The following is a 17,286-nucleotide window of genomic DNA, read 5'->3' as shown; positions in this document are numbered from 1 at the left end:
AGTTGCGGGGGTAGTCCTTGCCCGGTTCTGGGGGTAATATCCGCTCTACCTGTATATCCATCCAGTAATTCTGGCATAGCTGGAGCTAAGTGGATACCCCTTATGAATATACAGCACCGTGCGACCCGTCGATCAAAAGCGAGAACGGTGATGTCACACCCTGGCAACGGGCGCGACACCACCGTGTTTGTGCACGACAAGGCCCGCTTGCGTGCGTCAGACCTGCTTAGTGGCGCTGTTGCACGTATCGCTGCACATCACTGATCGAGACTTGGCCCGAATGGGCGGTGTCGATCTGGTCAAAGTGCTTTGCCACGTAGCCCAGACCGCTGGCCTGGGCTTGCGCTTTGGTGATCGAACCGCCGTTGCTCAGCGCCGCGTTTGCACTCAGCCGTTTCACAAGGCGCTGCTGGGCCTCCTGTTGCAATTGCTCACCCGTGGAAGAGGCGGCAGGCGCGGCCTTATTGGCCGGAAAGAACGGGCCATCCACGCCGTGGCCGCCCTTGGGCAACGTCACCGGGGCCACAGATTGTGTGGTGGGCGATGCGTATGCCTGACCCACCAGCGCACCGAGGAGAATGGCGGGCAGCATGTGCCGCACAGTGTTCATAAGGGACATGATCACTCCTTCATCAAGATTAATGTGCAGCTTGTGCTGTGAGTGTTGGCGTGCCAGCAGGGTTCTCGTCGGCCCACGGCGCCGGCAGCGTTGCCAGCGTCAGTGCGGACGGAATGGACTGGCCACCGAAATACGCCACCAGATCGCTCTTCATCTGGGGCCGGGCAACGTCATCCAGGTAGATCATGTGCCCGCCCTGGTAGAACGTGACCTGCAGCTTCGGGTTCAGGCCCGACACGGTTTGCAGGCGTGCCAGTTGCTTCTCGGTGTTGAAGAACGGTGTGGCGAGATCGTGGTAGCCGTTGGACGAGAGCACCTTCAGCTGCGGGTTCATCTGAATGGCGGCGAGCAGATCGGGCAGCGTATCCGGCAGCGGCTGGCCATCATGCGAGAAGTCCCACGAACCGATGATGTTGTCGTTCAGCGGTACGAACGTCGCATTTGGTGCGGTATAGCCCAGGTAGTTCGGCATCTGTGTTTGCAGCGCGGTGGTGAACGGCTGCGAGATCAGGATGTCCGACGGGTCCCCGTCGCTCGCCAGACGCGAATCCGAGTTCGGCAGCGACACGCGCCCGTCGTAACGGCCAATCGTCGTGCCCGGCAGGAGCGTGGTCTGGAACGGCGTCTTGCTGAAGTACCCCGTCAACGCCTGCAGCGTCAGGCCGGAAGGCGATTCCCACGACGCGAGCGTCGACTTGGACGGGAACTTGGGCGTGCCGAGCGCGTTCGGAGAGCCCAGCTGGCTGAGCGCCCACGAGTTTGCGTACGTCTTGAACGTGCTGTACTTGTTCGTAACGAACTGCTCAGACTGCGTCGCAAACGCTGACTGGCTCGGCTGGCTTGGCGAGACCTGGTTGAAGTAAGACGCCACTGCGGCATAGCCGGGGTAGTAGCCCACCAGCGTATCGGTCGCGAGCTTCAACCCTGCGGTTGAGTTCTCGATGGCGGTGGCTTCAACCGCATCCGCAAAGTAGTTCAGGATGGACGACTGCAGCACGATGCCGGTGAGGTGCACGCCTGCTGATTCCAGCGCAAGCGCCAGCATGTTGGTGCGCGGTGTGCCGTACGACTCGCCGTACAGATAGATCGGCGAGCTGCTGCGGCTGTTCACCGTCAGGTAGCGCTGGATGAAGTCACGCATGACGTTGACGTCGACATCGCTGCCCCAGAACGACTGGTTGGTGTTCGGCGCAATCGCTTCGGAAAGGCCAGTCCCCGGCGGATCAATGAACACCATATCGGTGGTGGCGATCAGGCTCTCCGCGTTGTCCACCAGGGTGTAGTTCGGCCAGTTGGTCAGCAGCGGATCCGGCGTAGCGACACGGGTGGGCGCAAATGAGCCCAGGCGCAGCCAGATCGACGACGAACCCGGCCCCCCGTTATAGAAGAAGGTGACAGGCCGCGGCTGCCCGTTGGTGCTGGGCGCCGTGTACGCGACGTATGACATTGTCGCCTCGGGGTTGCCGCTGGCATCCGATGCGGTCAGGTGGCCGGTCGTGGTGGTGTAGTTCACCGGAGTGGTGCCGGCCGTCCATTGGTAGTGCATGACCGCGGCATTCTCGGACACCTGTGACGGATCCAGGCTATCCGTCGCATTGGACGAATATGCGACAGGGTCCACATAGGGCTGGTTGGCCTGCACGGTTTTCGCGGTCACGTCTGTCTGGTTTGCGCTCGCTGCGGACGCCACGGGGCTGCCGTCATCGCCCCCGCACCCGGTGACAAGCGATATGCCGACAAGCAGCGCGCCAACGCCGACCAGCCGCCCCAAAGCAGGAGAACGGCCAAGGCCATAACCACTGGAACTACGGTTTGGTTTCATTTGCATCCCTGTCATTGATGAGATACGAACAAACAAAAAGCCGCCTGGCGAAGAAATCACCAAAAATGGGCAAAATAATCGACGCACGCTTTTATTTCACCGGGGAAATCAAAACGATTTCACGCAGTGATCAAGAAAGCGATAACGATGAATGCCAATAATATGATCGGTGCGATCGGCGCTTTAGCGGCGGGTTTCATGCAAATCAAGAATCAAAAAAGCATTCCTGATCTGCATTGAAAAGCGCTAAGTCCAGTCACGGTCACCAGAGGGCGGTGGCTTGAGGAGAACAAGGTCGACAGCGGGTTCTGGCGGCGAACTCGCGCCACCGCTTCCACCGAGGGTGAATGGAGAGGCTGGGTTGCTCAATAGCGTGGTGCCGCCATTTGCAGACCAAGCGTCAGATGCACGGCAATGGTGCAGTGGGGGCTGATTCCGGGCATGGAATTCACATGTTCTTATGCGCCCAGGTTGTGCTCGTGTTCCATCTCTTTGTTGTGATCTTGCGGACAACATGCTGTCTCCCGGATCAGGATAGTTGTCAGGCCATTGTGGGTTATATCGGTGGCCGTTTTATACACCTTTTGGGTGTTTTGCTCGGTTCACGCCATTCGTCTGGCGTCAAAAGAGTGGTTGAATCATAGAGGCAAAATTTGCCGTGTCAATGGAGTGTCGCGTCTATTTTTTAGCTTTGTAATTTTGATGCGAAATTGATGTTTACGAAAACTTACACGACAAATTCTTCATTCATTTAAGCGAGTGCTTCATGTGCCAAGTCTGAATGTGGCCAAGGGTTTTATCCTACCTACACCATCAAGCAAGGTCTTGCAGGGCAATCTTCAGTGGTTTGGTTGCAAAACAATTGTTATCTCTGTTTATAAAAAATAAAGGCAAGTACTCGTTGGCGGTGCGCCTGGGCACGCCGGCGCGGGCATGGAGGAGCCAGCCCGCAGGGCGGAACGTCACGGAAGTCGCTGTATAGACGTACAGCCTGCAAGACGGCTGCCGGAGCGTACCCGGTGGCACATGGTATTGCGGTGCTGGCGGTTCTCCCTAAGATGGTTCTACGGGACATCAACCATCATCGCGCAAGGGGATGTGTCATGCGATACGAAGCGGGCCATGCATCGCACTTCAACCGGTGGGTTTCTTGTCTGATATGGCTGGCTGCTGTGATGCTGTCGCCTACGGCGGCGGCGCAGGCGCTGCAACCGGATACCCAAGGTCGGATCGAGTTCAACAGCTTTACCCCCAAGACCATGTTCGATCTGGTGCGCGAGCGTCGGCAGAATTGGCCTGAGCAGAAAGTCTGGGGAGACTTGTCTCTGCCGAAGACGGATGCCGCCAAGGTGCCCGCCATCGTGCTCGTGCACGGCAGCGGTGGTGTGGAACCTGCCATGGCGCAATGGGTGCAGGCACTCAACGAGGTCGGCGTCGCCACCTTTGTGATCTACATCTTCGAGCCGCGTGGCGTGAAGCGCACCGTGGAGGACCAGACGCGCGTGCCCCATTCGGCGGACATGGTCGATGCCTACCAAGCGCTGCAGCTGCTGGCGACCCACCCGCGCATCGACCCCGCGCGCATCGGCATCATGGGGTTCTCGCGTGGCGGTACGGTGGCCTTTCAGACAGAAGAGGAACCGCTACGGCGCGCCGTCATCAAGAGCGATCTCAAGTTTGCACTGCATATCCCGGTGTATGCGGCGTGCGGCCAGGTGTACTGGTCGCCTGACCTGAGCCGCGCGCCCATGCTCAATCTGGTGGGGGCAGATGACGATTACGTGACGCCTGAGCCGTGCGAACAACTGGCCAAGCGCTACGCAGATGCCGGTGTGCCTGTGCGGACGATCCGCTATGACAGCGCTCGGCACGGGTGGGACAGCACTGTTGCGCTGGCTTACCTGGGCCGGGCTACGAAGTCGACGTCATGCGGTGTTGTGCGATGGGACATCGATACGTGGACGGCAACTGCCGAGCGTACTGGCGAAATCATTGAACCCGCCAAGCTCCGGGATTTCTTCGCTGGGTGCGTGTCGTTGGGCGCGCATGTGGGGCGCAACGAGGCCGCGTACCAGAAGTCCCGTAAAGACGTGCAGGCTTTTGTGCGGGAGGTTTTCTTTACCGGCCATTGAGGTGGGAGCCCAGTCAGATTCCGTCGCGCAGGTTTTTTGCCAGATCCTGGGGCGAGGTGCGCTGGTTCACAGCGTTGACCAGTTCAGCAAGAAACCACGGCAGCACGAGTTCGGCGCTCGAATCAGACAGGCCGACGCGCAGCCTCGGCCCTGATGTCGGCTCGGCAGTCTGGTCGGCCTGCACCGGGCGGCTTTGCGCAAGCATCGCCTGAAGCTCCTGATCGGAGAACGTGGTGGACGACGTCGTCAGTGCAGAAGCGGTCAGGGCTGCGGACATCAACGCCGAAGCCACGACAAGATGTTTAAGGATTGCGGCAGGCATCGGTGCCCTCCATCGATAAAAGGACTGAATCGACGGCAATCGGCTGCAGTGACTGACTGCGCGGTTGCCGACAGCAATGATCCTGCTTCTGATCGTCGCGGTGGCTTAGCGTTCCGTTTTGGTCAGGAAAGCGTAAATATCGCGTGCAATCGATCAGGTTGCCTGCGGTTGCAGCGCAATCACTGCCATGCCGATCAGCGCGATGGCTGCGCCGCCGACGTCCCAGCGCGTGAGGGAAATACCGTCAACCAAGCGCAGCCATACCAGCGCCACGGCGATGTACATGCCCCCGTACGCCGCATACGTGCGTCCGGCCGCCGTTGGGTGCAGTGTCAGCAGCCACGCAAACAGCGCAAGCGACACCGCCGCCGGCAGCAGCAGCCAGACGGGCTTGCCCTGCCGCAGCACGAGCCACGGCAGGTAGCAGCCGACGATTTCCGCCAGGGCGGTAACGGCAAACAGGAGGGCGATGCGGAGGAAGTCCACGGGTACAAGGCGGCGCCGAGGCAGTCAGGATGGGGGCGATTTTGGCACGTTGCGGTGGGGCTGCTGCGACATGGCACAGCACGCGCGCAACTGGTGGTTGCCGCCGGGGCGCCCCCCGCCGGAGAAGCGCTCACGCCCAGTGCGGGTCAGTGCGAAGCTGCCGGCGGCAGCACTTGCGTGACCGTAAACCCGCGCGCAGCCATGAGCGCCGGCAAGCCCTGCGGCCCGATCATGTGCAGTGCGCCCACGGCGCCAAACACACGTTGGCCACGTGCATGCACGCGGGCAATGTTGTCGGCCATGGCACGGTTGCGGTTGGTCACCAGGCGCTTGAAGGCGCGCTTGTCTGATGGCGTCTTCAGGCAATCGCACCACTGCGGATAGCGCTCCAGCGTGTTGAGGTCGCTATCGGCCCAGGCATTGGCGAGGGTGAGGGTTTGCGTGCGCGCCTCGCCCGATTCAATGGCGTCGAGCTCGGTGTCGAACTGCTGCACCATTTCGTTCTTCGGCACGATCTGGTCCAGCACGCGCAGTTGGTCGGCCAGCGTTTCCAGCGGCACGATGGGCAGGTGCACGCTGTTGGCGTAGGTGGTCAGGAACAGGTCGATGCCGAAATCGGGGTAGAGCCCATCGGCGCGCAGCCCCAGTGCTGACAGCGAGGCGAGTTGCATGATCGGCTGGAACTTGCGGATTTGTGTCAGCGCGGTGTCGGGCAGGCACGCGGCGGCGATCAGCTTGTCGAGGCGCCCGCCGCGGCGGCCGCTCACCAGGCGAACATCCTCCTTGGTCTTGCGCGCGGCGAATGCCTTGCGGCTGCCTTCCTTGTCGAGCAGGTCCAGCTCGAGTGCAACGGCATCGCTGTGCTTGAGCGCATCGCGGATGGTGGGCCCAGGCAGCATCCAGTCGGCACGTGCAACGTGGATCGTGCCGTACAGCCACGATGTGCGCCCGTCCTTCTCGACCCGCCAGAGCAAGCCGTGGTCGGTGGCGCGCTGGGCGGCAGCGGCCCAGCCGTCTTTGGGGATGGAGTCGGACGCCGGCGGCGGGCAGTGACTTGGCGTTTGCGGTGATGCGTCTTGTGCGGCGGCGGTGCCGATGCCCGACAACAGGCAGAACGCCGCTGCAAGCGAGCGCCACAGGGTGCGGTTGCGTGCCATGACTCTTCCCCGAGAAATCTTGTGATGTTGTGAGTGTGATGTCTGCAGTTTAGCGGGCGCTGACCATGGCGTCCCATGCCGCCATCGCGCAATCGACGGTGGCCCGCAATGCCTCGCGCGGCGCCATCGCGCGCCTGGATCGTGACGAGGGGGCTGGGCCGCACGCCGGCGGTGAGGATGGTGGTCGAGCCACGGTAGCCATTGGCCAACCCTGATGGCAGGATTCTTTCCATTGCCGTCCGGTTTGCAGATGGTGGGGTATGTGCGGCATGGCTATTGTGATGGCATGTTTTCTCAACTTGACCGAGGTAGCCATGTTGGAGCTCCGCCCCACCTGCGAACACTGCAATTGCGCGCTTGCGCCGGAATCGACGCTGGCCCGCATCTGCTCGTTTGAGTGCACGTTTTGCGCAACGTGCGTCGATACGCTTCTGGATAACGTCTGTCCGAACTGTGGCGGCGGCTTCGCTGCCCGTCCGATCCGGCCGTCGAAAAACTGGAAGGGCAACAACGATCTCGCGCAGCATCCGGCCGGCACAGTCGTCAAGCACCGCCCAGTGGACCTGGAGGCATTCGCACAGTTTGCCGCGCCCATTCGTGCGATTGCGCCGGAGCAGCGCTAAACGATCAGGCCTGGGAGCGCCAGCGAGCGGGCGGTAGGCTTTCTTCCTGGCGCCAAGCTGCGCGAAAGGCCTGCGGGCTGGCAAAGCCGCAGGCCTCTGCCACGCGTTCGACGGGCCAGTCGCCGCCCTTGAGCAGTCTGCGTGCCATCGCTATGCGCAACTGTTGCTGATACTGCTTGAGTGTGACGCCGCATTCCTGCTGGAACAGGCGTGCCAAGTGCCGATAGCTCACAGCGAAGCGGCTTGCCAAGGCCTCGTAGGGTAGTGTGCTGGCGGGTTGCGCTGTCAGAAAATCCTGCACCGCGTGAATGAGCGAATGGCCGTGATTGCGGTAGCGCAGTTGCGCATCGAGAGCGGGGTCATGCCCTAGCCGCCGGAATGGCACAACATTCTCACGCGCAACGCGGATTGCCGCCGCCTCGCCAAAATGCCGGACGATCAGCAACAACGCCAGGTCGATACCCGCCGACACCCCTGCCGAGGTGATCAGCCCTGCGTCTTCCAGCAACAGCCGGTTGGACAGCACGCGTGCGGCCGGATAACGCTTTTGCAGCCGCTCCAGGTAATCGTGATGCGTCGTGCAGTGGCGCCCATCGAGCAGGCCGGCTGCCCCCAGCAGAAAGGCGCCCGTGCACACGCTGGCAAGCGTGATCTCTGGCAGTCGAGGTGCCACTACCGTTTGCAGCCAGGTGATCGCTTCCAACTGTTCTGGCGTGACGGGCGCGTCGAGTGCGAGCCGGCTACCGATGACAATGACCACATCGCCGCGTTCCAGGTGCTTGGGCAATGGGTGCAGGGCGGTCAGTGCGGCGCCCTGGGCGCTGGTGACTTCATGGCGCGGGCCGACGCAGCGCAGCGGCACCGATGCAATCCCGAGCCCGGCCAGTGACTCCAGCACCTGCATCGGGCCGCCCAGGTCCAGCATGTGAACATGCGGCAGCACGACAAAGAAGACACGGCGCATGCCTAGGCACCCAGCTTGGGCGGTACGGCGTGCGCGCCCCGCGTTTCACGAAACCACAGCGCCAGGCTTTCATCTTCCAGCGCATACGCGCCGCGCGACTCCTTCCAGATCAGGTTCTTGTCGCGCAGCGCATCGAGTGCGGCTTGCACCGTGGCGGTGGAGAAATCACTGTGGCCCAGGCGGGCGGCGTAGGCTTTCATCGCGTCTTCCGAGAACGGTGAGTAGCCTTGCCCGCGCTCGATCAGCACCGCCAGCACGGCGCGCTGGATTTCGGTCAAGGCGCTGTATTCGCTTTCGATTTCGCCCCAGATGCGATCACGAAAGCCCTGTGCGCCGCGCTTGAGCAGCTCGCCCAGGCTGGCGGCCTCGCCCAGTTCCAGCGCGATCTCGCTGACGATGCCTTTGAGCATCTCCGGCCGGTGGCCGACCAGCTGGAAGGCGGCAAAGATGTCGTCTTCCTTGAACTGGTTGTTGGGCGCCAAGTGCTGGTTGACCCACGCGGTATAGGCCGACACATAGGCGCGGCCGAGCAGCGGGAAGTTGGTCACGCGCGAGCCGAAGAACGGCTGCGTACGATTGAGCAGCAGGTTGGCGAGCTTGTCGCGGTTGGAGCCCGTAAAAACCAGAAACAGACGCGGTTCCTCAACGCCCTGGTTCATCTGGTCGCGCGCGGCCTTGAGCGCGAACATGGCGTTGGTGCCCGCCTCGGTGGACAACGCGTGCTGCGCCTCGTCGATGATCAGCACGATCGGCCGCTGCACTGCCTTGTAGAGCACATCCAGCGCATCGGCCAGGGTAATGCCAGGCGGCAGCCCGATCTTGCCCAGGTTGAAGGTGAAGGCGCGCAGTACCTCGACCTTCTCCATGCCGGCCTGCTTGGCCAACTTGGCGATCGGCCCGTCGAACTCGGCCAGCTTGGACTTGATGGCATCGGCAATCAGCAGGCCGGGGTCGCGGGCGCGGTCGGCCCACAGGTCGACGTAGATGGAGATCCATTTACGGCGCTCGACCTCCGGCACGAGGTCTTCTCGCAGGAACGTGCTCTTGCCGGTGCGCCGGGGCGCCGCCAGGAACAGGCCGGAGCGCGCATCGGCCAGGCCCTTGCCCTCCAGGCTGTCGCACAGTGTGTGGGCGAGGTCCTGGCGGTGGAAGTTGAAGCGGCCGGTGTCGGAATCGGTGGATGCCATGGTTTTAGGCTCGATTATGGAGCTCGGTATAAATTATACCTAACACCATAATTAAGGATAAATCCGGGCGGACTGCAATCTGATCGACACAGTTTGTGCATGCGCGACAGTACGTCGCAGGCAAAACGGGGAACCATGTGCAGCGCTATACTCCCCCGACTCCACCGTCCCACCCCATGCTCCATCGCCGTTGGCTCGCTCTCGTCTGGCTTGCGATCGTACTGAATGTACTGTCGCCGGTGCTCGCTTCCGCACGCGCGGCAGCCACGGGCACGCTCGCCATTGATCTGTGCAGCGCAACGGCACCGCATGGCAGCACGGTACAGGTGTCCATTGACCTGCAAGGCAATGACTCCAACGATCCGTCCGGTGATCCGGCTGCCCACCACAGCGTGGCGCACTGCTTGTATTGCCCGGGGTTTGCCGCCGGGTTTGCGCTGGCCTCGCCGCCGGCGCTGGATGTTCCTACCGCCCATTTCATCTATCGCGTGCGGCAGCCGGCCAGCCCGGCACCCGTGTATGCGCGCAGTGCGCTGCGTGTGGCCGAGTCGCGCGCGCCTCCTGCATCTCCGTCGTTGTCGATCTGATGCGCCTGCGGGGTTGAGCCTCGCGGCGCCTTTGCGTCTGGCCGCACGCATGTTCGTGTTCATGGCCGGCGCCATCGCAATCCGGAGACCACTCGATGTCATTCCACAAGCGCGCTGTGGCTGCCCGCCCCAAGCGCTCGCTGGTGCGCCGTGCTGCGCTCGCCTTGAGCGCAGCGGCACCGCTGTCCACTTTTGCCGCCGACGATACTGCGCAGGCCCCCGCGCTCGTCGCCCAGGAACTCGCGCCCACCGTGGTGCGCGCCAACGCCGCACCCGCGCCATTCGCCCGCAACACGCCTGCCGTGGTGCAGACCGTCACCGCCGACCAACTGGCCGACCGCAACGTTGTCACCACCGAAGACGCCGTCAAGTACCAGCCCAACGTGATGGTGCGCCGCCGCTTCATTGGTGATCGCAACTCCATCTTTGCCGGCCGCGATTTCAACGAGATCCAGAGCGCACGCGGCCTGCTGTATGCCGACGGCATCCTGCTCTCGAACTTGCTGGGCTCCAGCTACAGCTATCCGCCGCGCTGGTCAATGGTCGGGCCGGATGATTTGGCGCGCGTCGATATTTTGTATGGACCGTTCTCGGCGTTGCTGCCAGGCAACTCGATGGGCACGACCATCTCGATGACGTTGCGCAAGCCCGAGACCTTCGAGGCCGCGGCGCAGACGCAGGTGATGAGCCAGCGCTTCAGCGATGCGTACGGGTTCTCGCGCAACGTCACCGGCAACCACGAGAGCGCATCGCTGGGCGATCGCATCGGCAAGTTCTGGTATGCGCTGTCGGTCGACCGGCTGGAGAACGACAGCCAGCCGATGCAGTACGCCACGCCCAATTCCAGGTTCACCCCGGGGGGCACGCCAGTGCCTGTGACGGGCGCCAAGCAAGACCTCGGTCCCAATGGCCTGCCGCGCGTGATTCTCGGGCCGCAGATGCTGGAGCGCACGCAGCAACTGCAAGAGACGCTGCGCATGGGCTATGTCTTCAGCGACAGTCTCGAGGCTTCACTCACGCTCGGCCACTGGGAGAACCATTACAACGATCAGGCTCTGAGCTTCCTGCGCGATGCGGCCGGCAATGTCGTCACGGGTGGCAACGTGCTCATCAACGGTACGCCGTACACCATCGCCCAGAACAGCTTCGCCCCGCAGAACGGCGACCAGGAAAACTGGCTCTATGGCCTGGGGGTCAAGGGCAAGCTGGGTGGCTGGAAGATTGACGCCAACGCGTCGGCCTACAACGTCACGCGCGACATCCTGCGTGCTTCCAACACGGCTGCCGGCAACGGCCCCGGCACGGTGTTCTACGGCGATGGCACGGGCTGGTCCAACTTCGACGTGAAGGCCATCTCGCCCACGGTGTCCGGCCACACCTTCACCACCGGCTACCACTACGACCAGTACCACCTGCGCAACCAGACGTTCAATGCGACGAACTGGTCGACCGAGGCACTCTCAACGCTCAAGTCCAGCTACCAGGGGGATACGCAGACGCAGGCCGTCTTCCTGCAGGACGCCTGGGCGTTCGCGCCGCGCTGGCTGGCAACACTCGGCCTGCGCTATGAAAGCTGGCGTGCCTACAACGGCCAGCTCGGCAATGGCGGCACCACGCTGGGCTATGCCAGCCGCACCGAAGACGCGTTCAGCCCCAAGGCCGCGTTGCAATGGCAGGCCACGCAAGACACGTTACTGCGCCTGTCGTATGGCCGTGCGGTGCGCTTCCCGACGGTGGCGGAGTTGTTCCAGGGCACGATCAGCGGCAACACCATCGTCAACAACGACCCGAACCTCAAGCCCGAGCGTGCCAACGATTTCGACTTCACCGTCGAGCAGGCCGTGCCCTACGGCACGCTGCGCACCAGCCTGTTCCAGAGCGACGTGCGCGACAGCATCTACACGCAGACCAACATCCTGGTCACGCCCAACGTGACCAACGTGCAGAACGTCGACCGCGTGCGCACGCGTGGTATCGAACTGGCGTATTCGGGGCAGAACGTGCTGCATGACTTGGGCGTGCGCGGTGTCGACGTGGAAGCCAATGTGGCCTTCACGCAATCTAAAACGCTGGCCGATGCCGCCAACCCCACCTACGTCGACAAGACCTGGCCGCGTATGCCGCGCGTACGCGCCAACCTATTCGCGAGTTGGCATGCCACGCCGGACTGGACGGTGGGCGCGGGTGTACGCTATTCGGGCCGGCAATACGGCACGCTCGACAACACCGATGTGCTGCCCAATGTCTATGGCGGCACCAGCAGCTTCTTCACGGTGGATCTGAAAGCCAGTTATCGCATCGACAAGCATTTCACGCTGGCGCTTGGCGTCGACAACCTGACCGATCGGAAGTATTTCGTGTACCACCCGTATCCGTCGCGCACGTTCTATGGGCAACTGAAATGGCGTCTGTAATGCACTCGATTTCCCAGCTGTCCCGATGGGCGGCAGGTCTTCTGCTGGCGTTGGCAAGCACCCTGGCCCCGGCACACGAAGGGCACGAGCACGGTGGCATGGCCGGCAAGGCCGCTGCCAAGCCGCAACTCGCCACCACGGCCGCGTTCGACAAAGCGGGCAAGCTGTGGGTGACCTGGGCCGAGGGGCAGCACGTGGTGGTCGCTTCGTCCGATGACCTGGGCAAGACGCTCTCCAAGCCGCAGCGCATCAACCCGCAGCCTGAGCCGATCTACACCGACGGCGAGAACCGGCCGAAGGTGATCGCCAGCCCAGATGGCGCGCTGTACGTGAGTTGGTCGCGCCCGCTCGATGCGCCATACACGGGCTACGTGCGCTTCTCGCGCTCGCTGGACGGCGGCAGGACGTGGAGCGCGCCCATCATCGTTCACCACGATCGCCAGCCGATCACACACCGCTTTGACTCGATTGCGGTGGACGGCGCGGGCCGCATCTTCGTCACGTGGATCGACAAGCGCGACTTGCTGCGCGCGCAGGCGGCCAAGCAGCCGTATGACGGTGCGGCGGTGTACTACACCGTCTCTACCGACCGGGGCGCAACGTTCGCGCCTGAGCGCAAGGTCATCGACCAGACCTGCGAGTGCTGCCGCATTGCGCTGGCGCCGGATGCCAACGGCCACATGCTGGCGCTGTGGCGCAACGTGTTTGCCGGGCAGATTCGCGATCACGCGCTGGCGACCCTGCCCGTCGACAACACGCCGTTTGCCATCACGCGTGCGACGTTCTCCGAGTGGCGTGTGGATGCGTGCCCGCACCATGGTCCAGCGTTGGCTGTGACAGCCGATGGTGTACGGCACATGGCGTGGTTCTCGGTGCAGCAGGACAAGCCGGGGCTGTTCTACAGCCGTCTCTCGGCGGACGGCCGGCCGATTGGTGGTGCCTGGGCATTTGCGGGTTCCGCGCAAGCGGGTGCGCAGGCATCGCACCCGACGCTGCTCGCCACCGATGGCGCGCTGTGGCTCGTCTGGAAGCAGTTTGCCGACGACCACATGCAGATCCTGCTGCGCAAGTCGACCGACGGCGGCGCACATTGGACAGCGCCGGTCAGCCTGGCAAGCACCGACGGCGGCAGCGACCATCCGCAACTGCTCGCGCGCGATGGTCACATCTATCTGTCGTGGCGCACGCAGGCCGAAGGCTATCGGCTGATCGACGTAACCAGCGCCGTTCCCGCCAACGCGACGCTGGAGGCTGCGCTATGAGCATCCGCTTGAAGACGTTGGCGATGGGGGTGGCACTCTTTGCTGCCGCTATCACCGCGCAGGCGGCCGAAGCGCTGCACTTCCAGCCGCTGCATGCGCGTGATGTGCCGACGCTGTTGCAGACGCCGCGCGCTCGCCCGCTCATCGTCGAGATCTGGTCGCTCGATTGCAGTTATTGCCGCGAGAACATCGGCCGTATCGCGCAATGGCGGCACACCGCCAAACAGAACGTGGATGTGGTGATGGTGGCGATGGACGGCCCGGAACAGGCCGACATGATGAACCGCGCGCTGGCGCCACTGGCGCGTGATAGCAAGATCGGCCTCGCGCGCATGCCGCAATACGCCAATGCCGAGGCCATGCCCGAGCGCATGCGTGCCGCGCTGGACCCCGGCTGGCAAGGCGAGATGCCGCGCACGATCATCCTGCGTGCCGATGGCAAGCGCCACGCATCAAGCGGCCTGCTTACGCCAGAAACCTTGGATGCGGCGCTCGCACACTAAGCTCTCTTAACCTAGCGGGAGGCGCGCTCTGAAATAATCCCGGCCCCAATTCAACAACAAGGCAGGGAAATGAGCGTTCTCAATAAGGTCGAAAGTGGTTATCTGCAACTGATGCGGATTCTGGTGCTGGCGCTGGCAACGGTCGTGCTGGTGGGTGTGGTGTTGCTGGGCGTGAACGCGGTGAGCGACTACAACGCCAAGCCGGCGCCTGTTTCGGAAGCCATCGACATCAAGGCCTCGGCCTTCAAGCTCGACGACGAAGCGGCAGAGGGTGCGAGCGATGACGCTGCCAAGCCGCATCCCGGTGCGGCCAAGCTGGAAGCGGCACTGGCTGACGTCATCAACAAGCATGGCAAGGCGCTGTTGGGTGCATCGTTCCAGTTCGACAAGGCGGAAGTGCATGAACTGGTGATCGGCGCGCTGGAAGACCCCGATCAGGGCGAGTCGTTCCTGACCTCGCAAACGGCGTATCTGGACCAGGTGCTGGGCCGTGCCGACGTGGCCAAGCAAGCCAAGACGAGCGAAGCGTTCTACGCGATCGTCAACAAGGTGTTTGTGGACTACCACATGGCCTACGCCACCGAGAAGGAGCGCATTTCCAACGAGAAGGATGAAGCCAAGCTGGATGCCAGCGGCAAGCGCTCGGGCGTCTATATCTCGCTGTACATGATTGCCGCGCTGTTCTCGGCGTTCATCATGCTGGTGATGCTGATCGTGCAGATCCGCATCGAGCGCAGCATCCGCGTGATGTCGGAAGCCAACGCCCGCGCTTGAGGGCATCCGTCGGACAGGTGGTCGGCTGAGACGCGTCCCTTATCGGGAGTATGAACAGTCCTTAAAGAAAACGGCGCGGACCCCCCTCGTTGTTGGGGTATGGCGGGGGGCGTGTACTTTTTATAATGGCCTCGCTTTGTGAATTCCGGCGCATTGCTCGTTCACAAAGCACACCCGACCATCTTTCGTCGTCAAAGGCTGAAGATGTTAAGCCCGCTCGCCCCCCGGCCCGCGGGCTTTTTCTTTGCCCGGTCCACGCCGCGGGGGCGGATGATAACGCGCCTTCAACGCGTTGTCGCGTGCGACGAAGTGGGGTATGCGACCGGCCGTTCCGTTTCGCTGGAAGCCGAGCCCAGGCCGACGGCAATCGCTGCCAGCAGGACTGCGATACCGCGCGCGATATAGAACACCGTCTGTGCGTCGGCCATTTCCGGCTCCGGGGGCATGGCTTCGTTGGGTCGGGTATGCCATGCAGCGTGCGTGGCGTGGCGCGGGAGGTGCATCGGCATCGCATCGCGATGCGCGCGCGGTGCGCGTGTACGGTGGGTCGGATGAGGCTGCATGTCTGACATGGCGGTTCTCCTCATGCTCAAGCGTGGGACCAGGCGCGCCAGAACAGCAGCGCCGTCATCGAAAAGCCGAAGGTCGAAATCAACGCCCGTACGACTGGCACGGGCAGGCGCTTGCCGACGTGCGCGCCCAGATAGCCGCCTAGTGCAGCGGCCGCCAGCATGATCAGCGTCTGGGGCCACCAGACCATTCTGGCCAGGGCGAAGCAGAGCACGGCCACCAGATTGGTGGCACCCACCAGCAGCGTGCGCGAGGCATTCAGTGCTTTGATGTCGTCGTGGCCGAACAGTGCCCAGACCGCCATCATCATGATCCCCACCGCGCCGCCAAAGTAACCGCCGTAGATGGCCAGCCCGCCTTGGGCGACCAGCAGCATCGTCCGGTTGATCTGTACGCGCCGTCGTAGCCACGCCCCGGCCTGCTTGCCGAACGTGAACGCCAGCGTGCCTACCAGCAACAGCCACGGCACGATGAAATCGAATGCCCGCGAGGACGTGTTCATCAGCAGCAGCGCGCCCGCCAAGCCACCAACTAGGCTGACCGCCACCATGGCACGCATCGAGACCTGCTCGAATCCGCGATAGTCACTCCGATACGCCCACGCAGAAGTGGCCGCACCGGGCAGCAGCGCAACCGTGCTCGATGCATTGGCTGCAACCGACGGCACGCCGGCAAACATGAGCGCGGGCAGGGTGACGAACGAGCCGCCGCCCGCCAAGGCATTCATCATGCCGGCGAGCAGGCCCGCGCCAAAGAGCGGCAGCGTGGCGGATTCCATGTGGGGGCGAGAAGTGTGTTGGGGCGTTGCGTTGGAAGATGCCTCAGTTTCTGCCACTGGCGACGCCGCCACAATCTGCGATACATTGATCCAGCCTCAGGGTGAGACTGAGGCTAAAGCCAATTTCACCTCGCCATGCGCTTCGACCTGACTGATTTGCGACTTTTTCTGCATACCGCCGAGGCTGGCAGCATGACCGCCGGCGCCGAGCGTTCGCACTTGACGCTGGCTTCCGCCAGCGCGCGTATCCGTGGGATGGAGGAAACCTTGGGCGCGCCGCTGCTGACGCGCAACCGGCGCGGTGTGGAAACCACCGCTGCCGGCCGAACGCTGGCGCACCATGCGCGCGTCGTTTTGCAGCAAATGGATCGTATGCGCGGCGAGCTGGGTGAATACGCGCGAGGGCTGAAGGGCTACGTGCGGCTGCTGTCCAACACGGCTGCCATGACCGAGTTTCTGCCCGAAACACTGAGCGCCTTCCTGGCTGCCCACCCCGAGGTCGACATCGACCTGGAAGAGCTGGTCAGCCATGAAATTGTTGAGGCGATTGCACAGGGGCGGGCCGACATCGGCATCGTCAACGATGCGGTGGATCTATCGGGGCTTGAGACGTTTCCATTTCGCCACGACCGCCTGGTGCTGGTCACTGCGCGTGATCATCCGTTGGCCGAGCGCCGCGAACTGGCTTTCGTCGAGACATTGCAGGAGGCCTTTGTCGGCCTGACCGGCGATAACGCACTGCAGGCTTATCTGGCGGGCCATGCTGCGCGTGCTGGCTATCGGCTCAAGTATCGCGTGCGGCTGCGCAGCTTTGATGCGGTGTGCCGGATGGTGGAGCGCAACGTGGGTGTCGGCGTGATTCCCGAGCACGCGGCCATCCGGCTGCAGCGCTCAATGGGGATTCGCCGCGTGCGCTTGACCGACGCCTGGGCGACACGCCTGCTGCGTATCTGCGTGCGCAGTTTTGATGACCTGCCGGTCTTCGCGCGGCAACTGATCGAGCATTTGCGCGAGGCCTGAGCGTGGTGCCCGTCCGTCATTCGGAGGAGGAGCGCTGTTTGAACTCGCGCCGGTGAAAACGCGTCG

Annotated in this window: 18 protein-coding genes; 9 read left to right on the top strand and 9 right to left on the bottom strand. The window is 63.0% G+C overall.

Annotated features, from left to right (window positions below):
- Positions 1-226: 226 nt before the first annotated feature.
- Both R2N11_RS20425 and R2N11_RS20420 read right to left on the bottom strand, forming a co-directional pair.
- A complete protein-coding gene (locus R2N11_RS20425; RefSeq protein ID WP_199029757.1) occupies positions 227-619 on the bottom strand; it encodes a 2-oxoglutarate dehydrogenase in 393 nt (130 codons plus the stop codon).
- A 19-nt stretch (positions 620-638) separates the two neighbouring features.
- Positions 639-2,441 (bottom strand): S10 family serine carboxypeptidase-like protein, encoded by a 1,803-nt coding sequence (locus R2N11_RS20420; RefSeq protein WP_316682194.1) that lies wholly within the window; start codon positions 2,439-2,441, stop codon positions 639-641.
- 1,175 nt (positions 2,442-3,616) lie between these two features.
- Here R2N11_RS20420 and R2N11_RS20415 point away from each other — a divergent pair.
- Positions 3,617-4,573, top strand: a complete 957-nt coding sequence (locus R2N11_RS20415; protein ID WP_316682193.1) for a dienelactone hydrolase family protein — start codon at positions 3,617-3,619, stop codon at positions 4,571-4,573.
- Positions 4,574-4,586: 13 nt separating this feature from the next.
- Here R2N11_RS20415 and R2N11_RS20410 read toward each other — a convergent pair whose 3' ends face one another.
- The 3 genes from R2N11_RS20410 to R2N11_RS20400 all read right to left on the bottom strand — a co-directional run bounded on the left by R2N11_RS20410 (position 4,587) and on the right by R2N11_RS20400 (position 6,538).
- Positions 4,587-4,895 carry a hypothetical protein gene (locus R2N11_RS20410; protein WP_316682192.1) on the bottom strand — a complete coding sequence of 103 codons (309 nt, stop codon included), beginning with the start codon at positions 4,893-4,895 and terminating at the stop codon, positions 4,587-4,589.
- Between the two features lie 153 nt (positions 4,896-5,048).
- Complete coding sequence (locus R2N11_RS20405) at positions 5,049-5,381, bottom strand: YnfA family protein (protein WP_316682191.1); 333 nt, start codon at positions 5,379-5,381, stop codon at positions 5,049-5,051.
- Positions 5,382-5,527: 146 nt separating this feature from the next.
- Positions 5,528-6,538: a TraB/GumN family protein gene (locus R2N11_RS20400; protein ID WP_316682190.1), complete on the bottom strand. Its 1,011-nt coding sequence runs from the start codon at positions 6,536-6,538 to the stop codon at positions 5,528-5,530.
- Between the two features lie 65 nt (positions 6,539-6,603).
- Between R2N11_RS20400 and R2N11_RS20395 the strand changes: the two genes are divergently transcribed.
- Together R2N11_RS20395 and R2N11_RS20390 are read left to right on the top strand one after the other, a co-directional pair.
- On the top strand, positions 6,604-6,753 hold the full coding sequence (locus tag R2N11_RS20395; protein ID WP_316682189.1) for a hypothetical protein: 150 nt from the start codon (positions 6,604-6,606) through the stop codon (positions 6,751-6,753).
- Positions 6,754-6,852: 99 nt separating this feature from the next.
- Positions 6,853-7,161: a DUF1272 domain-containing protein gene (locus R2N11_RS20390; protein ID WP_316682188.1), complete on the top strand. Its 309-nt coding sequence runs from the start codon at positions 6,853-6,855 to the stop codon at positions 7,159-7,161.
- Between the two features lie 4 nt (positions 7,162-7,165).
- Here the strand turns inward: R2N11_RS20390 and R2N11_RS20385 are convergent, their stop codons facing one another.
- A complete protein-coding gene (locus tag R2N11_RS20385) occupies positions 7,166-8,125 on the bottom strand; it encodes a GlxA family transcriptional regulator (RefSeq protein WP_316682187.1) in 960 nt (319 codons plus the stop codon).
- A gap of 2 nt (positions 8,126-8,127) precedes the next feature.
- Complete coding sequence (locus R2N11_RS20380; protein WP_316682186.1) at positions 8,128-9,312, bottom strand: ATP-binding protein; 1,185 nt, start codon at positions 9,310-9,312, stop codon at positions 8,128-8,130.
- Between the two features lie 176 nt (positions 9,313-9,488).
- Between R2N11_RS20380 and R2N11_RS20375 the strand changes: the two genes are divergently transcribed.
- The 5 genes from R2N11_RS20375 (at position 9,489) to R2N11_RS20355 (ending at position 14,852) form a co-directional block, all read left to right on the top strand.
- Positions 9,489-9,899, top strand: coding sequence for a DUF2946 domain-containing protein (locus tag R2N11_RS20375; protein ID WP_316682185.1), 411 nt, complete (start codon positions 9,489-9,491; stop codon positions 9,897-9,899).
- 95 nt (positions 9,900-9,994) lie between these two features.
- Positions 9,995-12,313, top strand: a complete 2,319-nt coding sequence (locus tag R2N11_RS20370; RefSeq protein ID WP_316682184.1) for a TonB-dependent receptor — start codon at positions 9,995-9,997, stop codon at positions 12,311-12,313.
- Entirely contained in the window at positions 12,301-13,575 is a 1,275-nt protein-coding gene (locus R2N11_RS20365; RefSeq protein WP_316682183.1) for a sialidase family protein, read from the top strand. The genes R2N11_RS20370 and R2N11_RS20365 overlap by 13 nt, the downstream gene beginning before the upstream one ends.
- Entirely contained in the window at positions 13,572-14,078 is a 507-nt protein-coding gene (locus R2N11_RS20360) for a TlpA family protein disulfide reductase (RefSeq protein WP_316682182.1), read from the top strand. The genes R2N11_RS20365 and R2N11_RS20360 overlap by 4 nt, the downstream gene beginning before the upstream one ends.
- 69 nt (positions 14,079-14,147) lie before the next feature.
- Positions 14,148-14,852: a hypothetical protein gene (locus tag R2N11_RS20355; RefSeq protein WP_316682181.1), complete on the top strand. Its 705-nt coding sequence runs from the start codon at positions 14,148-14,150 to the stop codon at positions 14,850-14,852.
- A 284-nt stretch (positions 14,853-15,136) separates the two neighbouring features.
- Here R2N11_RS20355 and R2N11_RS20350 read toward each other — a convergent pair whose 3' ends face one another.
- Positions 15,137-15,424 carry a hypothetical protein gene (locus tag R2N11_RS20350; RefSeq protein WP_316682180.1) on the bottom strand — a complete coding sequence of 96 codons (288 nt, stop codon included), beginning with the start codon at positions 15,422-15,424 and terminating at the stop codon, positions 15,137-15,139.
- A gap of 17 nt (positions 15,425-15,441) precedes the next feature.
- Positions 15,442-16,200 carry a sulfite exporter TauE/SafE family protein gene (locus R2N11_RS20345; RefSeq protein ID WP_316682179.1) on the bottom strand — a complete coding sequence of 253 codons (759 nt, stop codon included), beginning with the start codon at positions 16,198-16,200 and terminating at the stop codon, positions 15,442-15,444.
- Between the two features lie 135 nt (positions 16,201-16,335).
- On the opposite strand from R2N11_RS20345, the gene R2N11_RS20340 reads away from it, so the two are divergent.
- Entirely contained in the window at positions 16,336-17,220 is an 885-nt protein-coding gene (locus R2N11_RS20340; protein WP_199029724.1) for a LysR substrate-binding domain-containing protein, read from the top strand.
- Positions 17,221-17,286 lie beyond the last annotated feature (66 nt).

The sequence above is a fragment of the Ralstonia flaminis genome (assembly GCF_958415495.1).
Classification (GTDB): Bacteria; Pseudomonadota; Gammaproteobacteria; order Burkholderiales; family Burkholderiaceae; genus Ralstonia; species Ralstonia flaminis.
The sequence above is the reverse complement of the archived record's forward strand: the minus strand, read 5'-3'. Positions and strand labels throughout refer to the sequence as shown.